This window comes from Rhodococcus sp. 05-2256-B1 (assembly GCF_002258465.1).
Taxonomy (GTDB): Bacteria; Actinomycetota; Actinomycetes; order Mycobacteriales; family Mycobacteriaceae; genus Rhodococcoides; species Rhodococcoides fascians.
The window spans coordinates 24,320-38,739 of sequence record NZ_NOZA01000021.1 but is presented as its reverse complement, the minus strand read 5'-3'; the positions used below and the strand labels follow the sequence as shown (position 1 = coordinate 38,739).

Annotated in this window: 13 protein-coding genes; 9 read left to right on the top strand and 4 right to left on the bottom strand. The window is 64.7% G+C overall.

What is annotated here, in order from left to right:
- Nucleotides 1-15: 15 nt before the first annotated feature.
- Entirely contained in the window at nucleotides 16-660 is a 645-nt protein-coding gene (locus CH285_RS11250) for a TetR/AcrR family transcriptional regulator (RefSeq protein ID WP_094644156.1), read from the bottom strand.
- A 124-nt stretch (nucleotides 661-784) separates the two neighbouring features.
- Between CH285_RS11250 and CH285_RS11245 the strand changes: the two genes are divergently transcribed.
- Genes CH285_RS11245 through CH285_RS11230 form a run of 4 tightly spaced genes read left to right on the top strand, consistent with a single transcriptional unit; the run spans nucleotide 785 to nucleotide 5,266 of the window.
- Complete coding sequence (locus tag CH285_RS11245) at nucleotides 785-1,918, top strand: VOC family protein (RefSeq protein ID WP_045841497.1); 1,134 nt, start codon at nucleotides 785-787, stop codon at nucleotides 1,916-1,918.
- Complete coding sequence (locus tag CH285_RS11240) at nucleotides 1,915-2,850, top strand: fumarylacetoacetate hydrolase family protein (RefSeq protein WP_094644155.1); 936 nt, start codon at nucleotides 1,915-1,917, stop codon at nucleotides 2,848-2,850. The genes CH285_RS11245 and CH285_RS11240 overlap by 4 nt, the downstream gene beginning before the upstream one ends.
- Nucleotides 2,847-4,454: a bifunctional 3-(3-hydroxy-phenyl)propionate/3-hydroxycinnamic acid hydroxylase MhpA gene (gene mhpA, locus CH285_RS11235; RefSeq protein ID WP_094644154.1), complete on the top strand. Its 1,608-nt coding sequence runs from the start codon at nucleotides 2,847-2,849 to the stop codon at nucleotides 4,452-4,454. Before CH285_RS11240 ends, mhpA begins: the two co-directional genes overlap by 4 nt.
- Complete coding sequence (locus CH285_RS11230) at nucleotides 4,451-5,266, top strand: SDR family oxidoreductase (protein WP_094644153.1); 816 nt, start codon at nucleotides 4,451-4,453, stop codon at nucleotides 5,264-5,266. The genes mhpA and CH285_RS11230 overlap by 4 nt, the downstream gene beginning before the upstream one ends.
- On the opposite strand, the gene CH285_RS11225 is transcribed toward CH285_RS11230, so the two are convergent.
- From CH285_RS11225 to CH285_RS11215, 3 genes are all read right to left on the bottom strand, one after another.
- Nucleotides 5,263-6,363 (bottom strand): alpha/beta hydrolase family protein, encoded by a 1,101-nt coding sequence (locus tag CH285_RS11225; protein ID WP_141214999.1) that lies wholly within the window; start codon nucleotides 6,361-6,363, stop codon nucleotides 5,263-5,265. The two genes, CH285_RS11230 and CH285_RS11225, sit on opposite strands and share 4 nt — an antisense overlap.
- Before the next feature lie 53 nt (nucleotides 6,364-6,416).
- On the bottom strand, nucleotides 6,417-7,538 hold the full coding sequence (locus tag CH285_RS11220; RefSeq protein ID WP_094644231.1) for a HoxN/HupN/NixA family nickel/cobalt transporter: 1,122 nt from the start codon (nucleotides 7,536-7,538) through the stop codon (nucleotides 6,417-6,419).
- 126 nt (nucleotides 7,539-7,664) lie between these two features.
- Nucleotides 7,665-8,267, bottom strand: coding sequence for an SACE_7040 family transcriptional regulator (locus CH285_RS11215; protein ID WP_373454728.1), 603 nt, complete (start codon nucleotides 8,265-8,267; stop codon nucleotides 7,665-7,667).
- A gap of 116 nt (nucleotides 8,268-8,383) precedes the next feature.
- Between CH285_RS11215 and CH285_RS11210 the strand changes: the two genes are divergently transcribed.
- From CH285_RS11210 to CH285_RS11190, 5 genes are read left to right on the top strand one after another with little or no spacing between them, the layout of a single operon-like run.
- A complete protein-coding gene (locus CH285_RS11210; protein WP_032388068.1) occupies nucleotides 8,384-9,961 on the top strand; it encodes a carboxyl transferase domain-containing protein in 1,578 nt (525 codons plus the stop codon).
- A 5-nt stretch (nucleotides 9,962-9,966) separates the two neighbouring features.
- Nucleotides 9,967-11,964 carry an acetyl/propionyl/methylcrotonyl-CoA carboxylase subunit alpha gene (locus CH285_RS11205; RefSeq protein ID WP_032388149.1) on the top strand — a complete coding sequence of 666 codons (1,998 nt, stop codon included), beginning with the start codon at nucleotides 9,967-9,969 and terminating at the stop codon, nucleotides 11,962-11,964.
- Nucleotides 11,961-13,127: an acyl-CoA dehydrogenase family protein gene (locus CH285_RS11200; protein ID WP_027494717.1), complete on the top strand. Its 1,167-nt coding sequence runs from the start codon at nucleotides 11,961-11,963 to the stop codon at nucleotides 13,125-13,127. The genes CH285_RS11205 and CH285_RS11200 overlap by 4 nt, the downstream gene beginning before the upstream one ends.
- The gene (locus tag CH285_RS11195) at nucleotides 13,124-13,609 is read left to right on the top strand and encodes a MaoC family dehydratase (protein WP_027494718.1); all 486 of its coding nucleotides are present in this window, start codon (nucleotides 13,124-13,126) and stop codon (nucleotides 13,607-13,609) included. Before CH285_RS11200 ends, CH285_RS11195 begins: the two co-directional genes overlap by 4 nt.
- Nucleotides 13,606-14,415 (top strand): HpcH/HpaI aldolase/citrate lyase family protein, encoded by an 810-nt coding sequence (locus tag CH285_RS11190; RefSeq protein ID WP_094644150.1) that lies wholly within the window; start codon nucleotides 13,606-13,608, stop codon nucleotides 14,413-14,415. Before CH285_RS11195 ends, CH285_RS11190 begins: the two co-directional genes overlap by 4 nt.
- Nucleotides 14,416-14,420 lie beyond the last annotated feature (5 nt).

Below are 14,420 nucleotides of genomic sequence, written 5' to 3'. Positions count from 1 at the left end.
ACCCGGACGGGCCCGTTACGCGTCGACGCTGGGAACCGCGTCCAGCGGAGGCAGGGTCCGCGCACACAGCTCACGCGCATCCGCGTCGGACATCCCGAGGGCGAGCAGCACGCTGTGCGCCATGTTGTCGACGGCGTCGACGTCGCTTCGTTCCGGCTGTTCGAGCAGTAGTTGCCCCATGCCCAGCAGTGCCCCCGCTGCCAGGGCCAGAGCCAGCTGGGTGTCCTGCACGCGGAAGTGCCCGCTCAGCACTCCGGCTTCGATGTCACGCGAGGCCCGCGGACCGAGACCGTGCTTCGAGGTGATCAACTCCGGCCCGGAGTGGATGAGCACTCGGCTCAGATCCGGTTGTTGCCGGAACAGTCGGCCGGCGATGCGGAACGACCGGGTGAACGCTTCCGCGGGATCGTCCTCGTCGTCGCTCAGCGAGTCCAGATAGATGCCCAACAGCTCGAGGGCACCGTCTACCGCAGCCTGGAACAGCTGCTCTCGGCTCTCGAAATGGTTGTAGAACGACCCCATGCCGACGTCTGCGGCCTGAGTAATCTCGGCAATCGGCACGTGCAATTCGCCGCGGGCGATGAAGCTCTGCGCGGCAGAGATCAGGGCACCGCGCGTGCGCGCTTTGCGTCGCTCGAGGCGATTCGGGGTTTCGGTCATGGTCCCTACTCCTGAGTGCATTTGTCGCCGCCTTGACCCTTCCTCACCGCTGACGAATTTGTCAACACTCTTGACTGACCGATTAGTCATAGGTGACGATAGTGTCACCAACGAGGGAGGGCTGATGGGACACGACGTCGACGGCCACAAGAACATGCATGTGGATCAGGGCGCGCTTCCAGGCGAACACCCGGGGAAAGCCAGCGATCCGATCATCAAGGTGCGCGACATCGCGTGGCTCGAGTTCCGCAAACCCGACCTGGCCAAGGCCGAGGCATTCGCGGTGGCGTTCGGTTTCACCGTCTCACTGCGCACGTCCGAGGAGATTCACCTGCGCGGCACGCACGTCGGTTCGCCGTGCGTGATCATCCGACGCGGCAAACGAACGCGGTTCGTCGGCGCGGCATTCGCTGCCGCAGAGGACGCCGACGTCGTCCGCCTCGCCGATGCCACCGGGCAGCGCGTGCACCGGCTACCCGACACACTCGGCGGCATCGCCGTCACTCTGACCGATCCGGGCGGACAGCCTGTGCAGATCGTGTCGGGCTACACCGAACATCCTGAACTCCCGGGCCAGGACGCACACACCTACAACTTCGGCGATCCACGCAACCGGATCAACGCCACCCAGAGGCCCCCGCGTCAGCCGGCGCGCGTTCAACGGCTCGGGCACGTGGTGCTGCAGCGAGTGGACTACCTGGAGAACCTGAACTGGTATCTGCACCACCTGGGTCTGATCGTCAGCGATTTTCTCTACTACGACGGCCAACGCGACCGTGGGCCGGTGATGAGCTTCATCCGCTGCGATCGGGGCAGCATCCCGTCCGATCACCACACGCTCGCGATGACTCTCGGCCCGTCGAATCGCTACGTGCACTCGGCGTACCAGGTGACCGACATCGACGCCATCGCCGCCGGTGGCGAATTCCTCACCGAGCGTGGGTACAAGCATTCCTGGGGCATCGGCAGACACATCCAGGGCAGTCAGATCTTCGACTACTGGCGCGATCCCGACGGTTTCCTGGTGGAGCATTTCAGCGACGGCGACATGTTCGACAGCTCGCTCGAACCTGGCTGGGCACCGATGACGGCATCCGGCCTCGCCCAGTGGGGCCCACCGGCATCGAAGGACTTTCTCGGTATCGCCCCGAGCAAAGCCTCTCTGCACGAGCTCAAATCGATCCTGTCCTCCCTACGCACCGACAACGAGTTCGACACCGAACGCCTTCGTGGCCTGATGAAAGTGGCTTCCTCATGAGCATCGCTGTACTACGCACCGCCGACGCCTGGTGGGTCGAGACCCCGGCCGGGGCGTCGCGCATCGACACGTCGGCAACCACGACCGCCGAGCTTCTCGCCGATCGCGCCGCTGTGGACGCAGCGCGTACCGGCACCGATGTGGTTGCAGTGGAGACGCTTTCGCTCCTCTCCCCGGTCACCGCACCGTGCCGGGTAGTGGCGAACATGACCAATTTCGTCTCGCACGTCAAGGACTCGGGAATGAACCCCGACACGGTGCCACTGACGTTCTTTCGGAAGACGTCCGGTTCGATCAGCGGCCCCACCGACGACATCGTCAAGCCGACGCACGTGAAACTCCTCGACTACGAAATCGAGATCGGCCTCGTGTTCGGCAAGACGCTGACCGTCGGCACCAAGGTCGACGCCACCAACGTGGCCGAGTACGTCGCCGGACTCGTCATCACCAACGACGTATCGGCGCGAGATGTCCAATTACCGAAAACCCAGTTCTACGAGGGCAAGTCGTACCCCACGTTCACGCCGGTCGGCCCACGACTGCTCCTTCTCGAAGCCGGAGAATTCGACCGGTTCGGCGAGCTGACTCTGACGCTGCGCGTCAACGGGACTGTGCGACAGGATAGTACCGGCGCCGACATGATCTACCGTCCCGTCGAATCACTGAAGGCGCTGAGCAAGTTCCAGCGGCTCGACGCAGGCGATCTGCTGCTCACCGGCACTCCCGGCGGCACCGCGCTGAAGGCTCCGGCCAAGCCGATCGAGATGATCGGATCCCTGATCCCGCCCGCGCTCAAGTGGAAGGTGTTCTTCAAGAAGCAGGCCAAGAATCCCGACTTCCTGCAGGACGGCGACGTTCTCGAACTGACGTGCTCCACCCCCGACGGTTCCCTCGACCTGGGAGTGCAGCGCACCCGGGTCTCGTACCGATGACCGAGCGCGAATCCGACGGCACCCACCACCCGGTGGTCGTCGTCGGATCCGGCCCGACGGGCATGACGGCCGCTCTGCTGTTGGCGCAGTACGGCATCCCCTGCCTGGTGCTCGATCGCTGGGCCGACGTCTATCCGCAGCCGCGCGCAGTACATCTCGACGACGAGGTGTACCGAATTCTGCACGACATCGGTGTCGCGGAGGATTTCGCCGGCATCTCACGTCCCGGCCGCGGGCTGCGACTGTGCACCAAAAATCTGCGCACCCTGGCCGAGTTCGAGCGCGATCCCGACGACAGACCGCACGGCTACCCCCAGGCGAACATGTTCGATCAACCGGACCTCGAGCGACTCATGCGCACACACATCGCCCGATACGACACGATCGAGATGCGCGGCGGGTGCGAGATCACCGACGTGCAGAACCTGAAAGATGCTGTCCGAGTGTCGTACACATCCACCGAGGACGACACCCCACACTGGGTGACCGCGGACTACGTGCTGGGGTGCGACGGTGCCAACAGCATCGTGCGCCGGTCCATCGGGTCGAAGATGGAGGATCTCGGGTTCGCGCAACGGTGGTTGGTCATCGATATCGCCACCGATGCCGAACTCGGTCAATGGGACGGCGTTCACCAGGTGTGCGACTCCGAACGATCCGCCACGTACATGCGAATCGGTTCCACCCGCTACCGCTGGGAATTTCGGATGCTCGACGGCGAAACCCTCGACGAGTTCGAGGATCTCGCCGCCGTCCGGCCGCTCATAGCGCCGTGGCTGCGGCACGTCGACGACCCCTCGATGGAGCTGATTCGGAGCGCCGAGTACACATTTCGGGCGCAGGTCGCCGATAGCTGGCGGGATCGACGCGTGTTCGTCCTCGGCGACGCGGCGCACTTGACTCCACCGTTCATCGGACAGGGAATGGGCGCGGGTCTGCGCGATGCGCGCAACCTCGTCTGGAAGATCGTCGGGGCCCTGGATGGGCACGTCTCCGATTCGGCACTCGACAGTTACGAAATCGAGCGAAAGGCCCATGCCACAGCCATGATTCGGATGGCCGTCGCCATGGGCTGGGCGATGACCGGCGGCAGTCAGCTGACCGGAATTCTGCGCACCACGCTCGCACCGGCTCTCGGCCACCTGCCCCTCATCGGAGCGAAGGTGTCCGACAGCGCCACTCCTCCGCTCACCCGTTCCGATTTCGTCCAGCGTCCGGCAGCGCAGATCCGTTCGGTGGTAGGCGCGCTGTGCCCCAACAGCTCCCTGGACAACGGCGCCCGACTGGACAACGTCGCACCGGGACAATTCCTGTTCGTCTCGACCACCCCGTTGACCGTCGAACAGCGACGCGAGGTCGATCGTCGTGGGGCTGTCGTCGTCGAGGTCGCGGCCTCCTCCGAGCTCGGATTGTGGTTGCGGCGCGGTCACGCGGTAGCGGCTGTCGTACGACCGGACCGAACCGTCATGGCGGCGGGTAAGTCGGTGCCGGCCTTGCACACCCGAGTTCCGAGCACCAGGTTGCGACGAATCGATCGAACCACTCCCACGGCGGCAGTCGCCACCCCGAGAACCAGAAACACCGCAACGAAGAGGCGTAGATGAACACCGCACTTGTCACCGGAGCCACGTCCGGTATCGGCCAAGCTGTCGCCGAACTACTGCTCGCTCGCGGCTACAGCGTCATCGGCACGAGCCGCAGTTGTTCCACCGTGGTCGACCCCATCCCCGGCGTCGAGTACCGAGATCTCGATCTGACCGACCCGGCCTCCATCCGGACGTTCGTCGACGGTCTTGCCGACGTGGAGATCGATGTTCTGATCAACAATGCGGGCGAAAGCCAGTGCGGCCCCGTCGAGGAACTCCCGATCGAGGCGGTCACCCGGCTGTTCCAGCTCAACGTGTTCGGTGCCGTCGAGCTCATGCAAGCCGTGCTGCCGGGGATGCGCGAACGCCGTCGGGGCAAGGTCGTCAATATCGGCTCGATGCTGGCCAGCTTCCCGTTGGCCTATCGCTCGTCGTACGCCGCGACCAAGGCAGCGATCAAGGGCTTCTCGACGGCGGCCCGCTTCGAGCTCGCGCCCTACGGGGTGGACATCACCACCGTCGAACCCGGCTCCATCGCCACCGGACTCTCTGCCCGCCGCACGAAGTACTGCGGACCGCATTCACCGTACCTCCGCGACTTCACAACGGTGATCTCGCACCTCGACGCCAAAGAGGCACAGGGTATCTCCGCGGACACCGTGGCCGAGACGGTCCTGAAAGCCGTCGAGGACAAGAAGACTCGACCCCTCTATGCCGTCGGCAGCAACGCTCCCGCGGTGTTCATGGCGCAGCGACTGCTGCCGCGCACCGTGCTCGAGAAGTTCACCGCCCGGGCGTACGGACTGCCCACCAAGCGACCGGTGACCTAACGGAACAGCCCTGCGACGAACGGGATCGTGTCGGCCTGTGATTGCACGAGCGCTCCGCTGTGATCGGCGTCGTAGGGCCGGAAGGTCACCGGCTGACCGTTGGCGGTGAGCCTGGCGACGTACGCGGCGGTCGTCGGGAACGGGACATCGGTGTCCCGCAGTCCGTGGCCCATGAAGAACGGCTTGTCGAAGCCGGCCTCGGGCATGGCCATGTAGTCGTCGAGTACTGCGGTGAAATTCGGCAGGCTGGTCAACGGCGCAGTGAAGAAATCACCGACCTTGACGCCCTCGAGCTGCTCCTCGAGGTCCGCGACACAGGCCGTCTCGGCCAGATCCGCGTATTTCTTTCCGGCGGGAGTGAGGATATTGTCCAGGCCTAGCTCGGGGTGCGAATAGCGAAGAGCAGCAGCGATGTACGCGACGTACGCGGTCAGACCGGCCGGGAGCGCCACCGGCGGCATCCCCGGTCCACCGATCGAGACGAGCTTCTCGATGTACGCGGGAGTTCCGGTGCCCACTGCGCCGCGATAGTCCAGATCCGGTCCACCGAATTCGGTCGCGTAGCGCGCGGTGTAGATCGCTGCGCCGCCGCCCTGAGACTGACCGACCGTCACCCACTTGCGCGAGAGTTGATCGCTGTAGTTGCGGCCTGCCTTCACCATGTCGACCACGTTGTGCGCCGTGGTCCGCCCGTCCAGATATGCCTGCAATCCTTCGGTGCCTAGGCCGGCATAGTCACTGGCCACAACGGCGTATCCCTGCGCGAGCCAGTTGCCGAGGTACGGCAGATCTCGTTCGGCCAGCGCCGGTCCCGCGACCGACGGCGCGCACGAGTCACCGAGCCCGGAGGTGCCGTGAGCCCACGAGATCACCGGCCAACCGCCCTCGGGCGCAGTGCCCTGCGGAAGGAAGACGGTGCCGGTGCTCAGGGCCTTCTCGCCGAACGTGTCGGTGGTGACGTAGGTGAGCACCTCGGCCGAGGACGAACCGGGGATCCAGAATTCTTGCGGTAGAGCGCGACTGGAGACGACGTCGCCGTTGCTCTGGGTGATCGTCGGCGCTGCGGAGGCAGGGGCGGTCAGCAGGCCAGAAGCCATGCTCGACGCCAGCGCCGTGACTACTGCAAGGGCACCGATCCGACGACGAGCGATCACTGGGTCTCCGTTGCGTTCGAGTGTGCGCCACCGCGTTCGTCGATGCGCGCCACCTTGTAATACACGACCGCGCCGATCCAGACAACGAAAAACGTGCCGACGACGAGTTGGCCCGCGAGGTTGAGGTCGATGACGGCCAGTGCGTCCCACACGCCACCGGTCAGCTCGAACTGCTCGGCAAGCAGCGTCAGCAGCTGGACCGTCCCGATCACCAACGCAACGAAGACCGAGAGGCCCGTCATCGTCATGTTGTAGTAGATCTTGCGGACAGGAGTCACGAACGCCCAGCCGTACGCCTTGGACATGAAGATGCCGTCGATGGTGTCCATCGTGGTCATGCCCGCAGCGAACAGGACCGGAAGCGCGATGATGGCCATCGGTGGGAGCCCGCCGGCGATAGCGGTGGTGCCGGCAATCGCGAGTAGACCGACCTGAGTGGCGGTGTCGAAACCGAGTCCGAACAGCAAGCCGAGCGGGTACATCTGCCACGAATGGTTGATCATCTTGTCGTAGCGGCCCCGAAATAGTCGATTCATCAAGCCGCGCTTGGCCAACAGCTCGTCGAGCCCGGCCTCGGTGACGTCACCGCGTTTTGCGCGCCGCCAGACTCCGACGATGCCGGCGAGGACCGCGATGTTCAGCGCGGCGATGAGGTACAGGAAGGTTCCCGACACCAACGTGCCGATGATGCCGCCGACCCCGGCGAACGCGTCCTGAAACGCCGTCGCCTGCGACGCGACGAAGGCAATCGCAGCGACGAAGACGAACACGACCGTCGAGTGCCCGAGCGAGAAGAACAGCCCGACGGCCAACGGCCGCTTGCCCTTCTGCAGCAGAAAGCGGGTGGTGTCGTCGATGGCGGCGATGTGATCGGCGTCGAACGCATGCCTGAGACCGAGGGTGTACGCCAGTACGCCGGCTCCGGCGTAGACGAGAGTGCCGTCGGCTCCGGTGAGGCCGTGGATGCTGGGAATCGAGTCGTAGTGGGTGAACAGGCCCCAACCGATCACATGCAGAGCGGCGATGAAGCCGGCCATCGCCAGCAGTCGCGGCACCTCGTCACGAGTGAATCGACTCTGCCGTCGGCCGATCTCGACGGGCGAAAGTTGGGTCGTCATGTCGATCATTGTCTCCGATAACGACGATTTGCTCTTCCTGTGCGCGGCGCAGAGGTGACCTCAGCGCCCACTATTCGTATCTGCAGGCGGAATCCCGCTTACGTAGTCGAATTGTGGGCGCTGAGGTCAGTGCAATACCCCCAATGCCGCCAATGCCATTGCTCGAAGCACCGGTCGAGCATTGCGCGAAGGCGTGCGGCCCGCGCTGTAGGGCGTGGAGTTGATGAGTCCGAATACCGCGTGCGCGGTAGTTCGGGCATCGGCCTCGTTCAGTTCCGGGTCGACGGCACACAGGGTCGACACCCACAGCTCCACGTATTCGCGCTGCATGCGGCGCACCTTGCGTCGCGCCCCCTCAGGGAGGCTCTGCAGGTCGCGATCCTGAATCCGAATGAAAGCCGGTGTCTCGAAGGCGAAGTCGAGGTGGAAATCGACCAGAGCCGACACCGTCTCTTCATCGACCTTCCGCGAGCCGACCACCTCGCGACCGCCGTCGAGCAGATACTCCGAGATTCCGACCATCAGTTCGACGAGCACCGCCTCCTTGTTCGGGAAGTGGCGATAGACGGCCGGTCCACTGATGCCGACGGCTGCACCCAGATCCTCGAGCCGCACCGACGCGAACCCGCGTTCGGCGAACAGCGATGCCGCGGCATCGAGCAGTTGCTGCCGACGTTGGGCTTTGCGTTGCTCACGCACAGTGGCCGGCTTGACCTCGATCTCCTGCACTGCCACCCCCTCGAACCTGGACTCTCGGTTAATCGTAGTTTACTATCATGTCAGTTATCAACCATTAACTGAACCCTGTGTGACACCGACGTCCAACCCCTGAAGGCGTGCATCTCATGGCGATCGATACCGCTGCCAACCGCGCAGATCATCAGCTACTCACGCAGCAGCTCTCCCAGAAGCTCGCCGTGGCAGCACTCGGCGGTAGCGAGAAGTCCCGGGAACGGCACATCGCCCGCGGCAAGCTGCTCCCCCGCGACCGGGTCGACGAGCTGTTGGATCCGGGTAGCCCGTTCCTCGAGATCGCACCGCTGGCTGCCAACGGCCTGTACGACGACGAGTGCCCCGGGGCAGGCGTGATCGCAGGCATCGGTCGCGTGGCCGGTCGAGAGTGCATCATCATTGCCAACGACGCCACCGTCAAAGGCGGCACGTACTACCCGATGACGGTGAAGAAGCATCTGCGCGCGCAGGAGATCGCCCTGCAGAACACACTGCCGTGCATCTACCTCGTCGACTCCGGTGGCGCATTCCTGCCGCGTCAGGACGAGGTATTTCCTGACCGCGACCACTTCGGACGCATCTTCTTCAACCAGGCGACGATGAGCGCCAAGGGAATTGCGCAGATCGCCGCCGTGATGGGCTCCTGCACCGCGGGCGGGGCATACGTGCCTGCAATGAGCGACGAGGCCATCATCGTCAAGAATCAGGGAACCATCTTCCTCGGCGGCCCGCCCCTGGTGAAAGCTGCGACCGGCGAGGTCGTCACCGCCGAGGAACTCGGTGGCGGAGACCTGCACTCGAAGGTCTCCGGAGTCACCGACCATCTGGCAGACGACGACCGCGACGCATTGCGCCGCGTCCGGAAGATCGTCTCCACCCTCGGGCCCCGCACGCCGCGGCCATGGGATGTCGTTCCCACCCGCGACCCGATCGTCGACCAGAGCGAGATCTACGACGTAGTCCCCACCGACCCACGCACCCCGTACGACGTGCGAGAGGTGATCACCCGGGTGGTCGACGCAGGCGAATTCGACGAGTTCAAAGCCGAATACGGCAAGACACTCGTCACCGGATTCGCCCGCCTCCACGGCCATCCCGTCGGGATCATCGCCAACAACGGTGTGCTGTTCGCCGAATCTGCGATGAAGGGCGCGCATTTCATCGAACTCTGCGACAAGCGCAGCATCCCACTGGTGTTCTTGCAGAACATCACCGGCTTCATGGTCGGCCGAGACTACGAAGCCGGCGGCATCGCCAAGCACGGCGCGAAGATGGTCACCGCAGTGGCCTGCGCCCGCGTTCCGAAGATCACCGTCGTCATCGGCGGCTCGTACGGTGCAGGCAACTACTCCATGTGCGGCAGAGCGTATTCCCCGCGCTTCCTGTTCATGTGGCCGAACGCGCGAATCTCGGTGATGGGCGGCGAACAGGCCGCGTCCGTCCTTGCCACCGTCCGAGGTGACCAATTGGATGCGTCGGGTAATCCGTGGTCGGAGCAAGACCAGGAGGCCTTCAAAGCTCCGATTCGTGACCAGTACGAAAGTCAGGGCAACCCCTACTATTCGACGGCCCGGCTGTGGGATGACGGCATCATCGACCCCGCCGACACCAGAACTGTTCTTGGACTGGCACTCTCGGCGTGCGCCAATGCGCCGCTCGAGCCGGTCTCCTACGGCGTTTTCCGGATGTGAGAGAGATGACCACGATGTTGGACACCATTCTGATCGCCAACCGCGGTGAGATCGCGGTACGCGTCGCTCGAACGTTGCGCCGCATGGGCATTCGGACCGTCGCCGTCTACAGCGATGCGGACGCCGACGCCCGGCACGTCCGCGACGCCGATACCGCGGTACGACTCGGCCCCGCCAGCGCACGCGAGAGCTACCTCGACATCGACAAGGTGATCGCCGCCGCGAAAGCCACCGGCGCACAGGGAATTCACCCCGGCTACGGATTCCTCTCGGAGAACTCCCACTTCGCTGCGGCCTGCGTCGAAGCCGGAATCGCCTTCCTCGGACCGCCGGAGAAGGCCATCGAGGTGATGGGCGACAAGATCGCCGCCAAGGCCGCGGTCAGCGCCTTCGGTGTCCCGGTTGTACCCGGCATCTCCCGACCGGGACTGTCCGACGAGGACCTGATCGCCGGTGCCCCCGACGTCGGCTTCCCGGTCCTGGTCAAACCGTCCGCAGGTGGCGGCGGCAAGGGCATGCGTCTGGTCGAGCGCGCCGAGGATCTGCCTGCCGCGCTGGCCAGTGCCCGCCGCGAGGCGGCCTCCTCGTTCGGCGACGACACGCTGTTCCTCGAGCGATTCGTGCTGCGGCCCCGGCACATCGAGGTGCAGATCCTCGCCGACGGTCACGGCCACGTCATCCACCTCGGTGAGCGTGAATGCAGCCTGCAGCGACGCCATCAGAAGGTCATCGAAGAAGCGCCGTCCCCACTGCTCGACGCGCAGACCCGAGCGCGTATCGGCGAGGCTGCCTGCAACACCGCTCGCAGCGTCGACTACTCCGGTGCCGGCACCGTCGAGTTCATCGTCTCCGCCGACCATCCCGACGACTTCTTCTTCATGGAGATGAACACTCGACTCCAGGTGGAACACCCGGTGACCGAGATGGTGACCGGCATCGACCTCGTGGAGTGGCAGGTCAGGATCGCCGCCGGCGAGCCACTGACGCTGAGTCAGCACGATATTCGACTGACCGGACACGCCATCGAAGCCCGCGTCTACGCCGAGGATCCCGGCCGCGAGTTCCTCCCGACCGGCGGCACCGTCGTCGGGTTGCGCGAGCCCACCGGCACGGGCATCCGCGTCGACTCCGGTCTCGCCATCGGCACCGAGGTGGGCAGCAATTACGACCCCATGCTCTCGAAGGTCATCGCGCACGGCCCCGATCGGACTACAGCGCTGCGCAGCCTGGATCGTGCGCTGGCCGATACCTCGGTACTCGGCGTCGTCACCAACATCGAGTTCGCTCGATTCCTGCTCGCCGACACCGAGGTCCGTGCCGGCAATCTCGACACCGGCCTACTGGACCGCCGCGTCGAGGATTTCGTTGCCGCCGACGCCCCCGACGAGGCGATGATCGCCGCAGCCACCGTCGCCTGGCTCGATACGTGGCAGGAGGCGGGCCAGGACATCTGGGCAACGCCGTCGGGCTGGCGGGTGGGAGCGCACGCACCGTTCCAGCTCCGGCTGACATCCGGCACTCGGACCGCGCACGTGTCCATCACCGGGACCCTCGATGCGGCGACGGTCGTCGTCGACGACGAAGAACCGCGCCGACTGCGGGCCTCCGCTACCGAGGATTCCATCGACCTCGTACTCGATGATCGACGCGATTCGATGACCGTAGCCCGAAACGAATCGTCCACCTGGGTATCCAGCTCACGCGGCACCTGGAGAATCGATCGAATCGCCGAACCCAATGTGCGCGAGGACGACACGCAGTCCGGCGACGCAGAGATCCTCTCGCCGATGCCGGGTTCGATCATCGCGATCGGAACGACCTCCGGTAGCGCCGTCACCGCAGGCACGGCCATCGTCGTCGTCGAGGCGATGAAGATGGAACACACCTTGACCACGCCCATCGACGGCACCGTCGAACTCACAGTCGCAGTAGGAGATCAGGTCCGCGTCGACCAGGTCCTCGCCCGCATCGTTCCCACCGACACCGAAGAGGACAAGTCATGACCGAACATCTGTCGTCGTCCAATCTGCCCGACGAATACCAGCAACTGGTCAAATCCGTGGCGGACTTCACCCGCACCGTCGTCGCGCCGGTCTCGGCGAAACACGATGCCGAACACTCCTTTCCGTACGAGGTGGTCGCAGGGATGGCCGAGATGGGCCTCTTCGGTCTGCCCTTCCCCGAGGAGTACGGCGGCATGGGCGGCGACTACTTCGCCCTGTGCCTGGCACTCGAAGAGCTCGGCAAGGTCGATCAGAGCGTCGCGATGACACTCGAGGCAGGCGTCTCGCTCGGAGCCATGCCCGTCTACCGCTTCGGCAACGACGAGCAGAAGCAGCAGTGGCTGCCCAAGCTCACCGCGGGCAAAGCCCTCGCGGCCTTCGGTCTGACCGAGCCGGGTGCCGGTAGCGACGCGGGCGGCACCAAGACCACCGCCAAGCGCGACGGCGGTGACTGGATCATCAACGGCAGCAAGCAGTTCATCACCAACTCCGGCACCGACATTACCGAACTGGTGACCGTCACCGCTGTGACCGGCGTCGACGAGACAACAGGACGCAAGCAGATCTCGTCGATCCTGGTGCCCACCGACACTCCCGGGTTCGTGGCCGAAGCGGCGTACAACAAGGTCGGCTGGAATGCCTCGGACACACACCCGCTCAGCTTCACCGATGTACGAGTCCCACAGGAGAACCTGCTCGGCCAGGAAGGCCGCGGGTACGCGAACTTCCTGCACATCCTCGACGAGGGCCGGATCGCGATCGCTGCCGTATCGGTCGGTGCGGCTCAGGGTTGCGTCGACGAGAGCGTCAAGTACGCCAAGGAGCGCGAGGCATTCGGCGCTCCGATTGCCCGCAATCAGGCGATCTCGTTCAAGATCGCCCGCATGGAGGCACGCGCACACACCGCACGGACGGCGTATTACGACGCGGCGGCACTGATGTTGGCGGGCAAGCCTTTCAAGAAGGCCGCGTCTATCGCCAAGCTCGTGGCCTCCGAGGCTGCGATGGACAACGCCCGCGACGCGACGCAGATTCACGGCGGCTACGGGTTCATGAACGAATATGTCGTCGCCCGTCACTACCGCGACAGCAAGATCCTCGAAATCGGTGAAGGCACCACCGAGGTTCAGCTGATGCTCATCGCCCGGAGCTTGGGGCTATGAGCGACAAGCGCATTCGGCAACGCGGCCTGTGGTTCGAGGAGATGGAGCTCGGTACCGTCTACGAACATCGCCCCGGCCGCACCATCACCGAGGCCGACAACACATCGTTCACCACACAGACGATGAACACCCAGGCCCTGCATCTCGATGCCGCCTACAGTGAGACAACATCTTTCGGTCAACGGCTGGTGAATTCGATGTTCACGGTGTCCACCCTCGTCGGATTGTCGGTGACGCAGCTGACCCAGGGCACGATTGTCGCCAACCTCGGCTTCTCCGAGGTCTCCTTCCCGAAGCCGCTGTTTCACGGCGACACCCTCTACGCGGAGACGGTGATCTCGGACAAGCGCGAATCCAAGTCCCGCCCCGGCGAGGGAATCGTGACGTTCACCCACACCGGTCGAAATCAGCACGGTGACGTCGTAGCGATTGCCGTCCGCAAGACTCTCGTCCGGATGCGGCCCGAGGACGACGCGTCGTGACCTGGATTCCCCCTGGCCCGGCGTGGCTGTTCTGTCCAGCTGATCGACCCGAGCGATACGAGAAGGCAGCGGCCCGAGCCGATGTCGTCATTCTGGATCTCGAGGACGCTGTCGGTGCCGCGGACAAAGCCGGCGCTCGCGAGTCCGTGGTGTCGACACCGCTGGACCCGTCGCGCACCATCGTTCGAGTCAACGCGCACGGCACCGAAGACCAGGCTGCCGACCTCGACGCGTTGCAGCGCACCGAGTACACGACCGTCATGTTGCCCAAGTGTGAATCTGCCGGTCAGATAACAGCTCTGGCATCACTGAATGTCGTCGCACTGATCGAATCCCCGCTCGGCGCGATGACGGTCTTCGACGCACTCGCAGCCGACAATGCCATCGGTGCCATGTGGGGTGCCGAGGATCTGGTCGCTGCGATGGGCGGGAATTCGAGTCGACTGGGCGACGGCCGCTACCGCGATGTCGCACAGCATGTTCGATCGCAGACATTGCTGGCCGCCAAGGCGCGGGGACTGTTCGCGCTCGATTCGGTCTACCTCGACATCCCCGATCTCGACGGGGTGCGCGCCGAGGCCGACGACGCTGTAGCCGTGGGCTTCGACGGCAAAGTGGCCATCCACCCCAGCCACATCCCCGTCATTCGCGAGGCCTATGCGCCCACGGTCGAGGAAATCGATTGGGCCACAGCCGTACTCGACGCCGTCGAGCACAATCGCGGGGTGTTCGCCTTCCGAGGTCAGATGGTGGACGCACCGGTGCTGGCGCATGCTCGACGCATCGTCGCCCGCCGACCGATGTAGTTGCA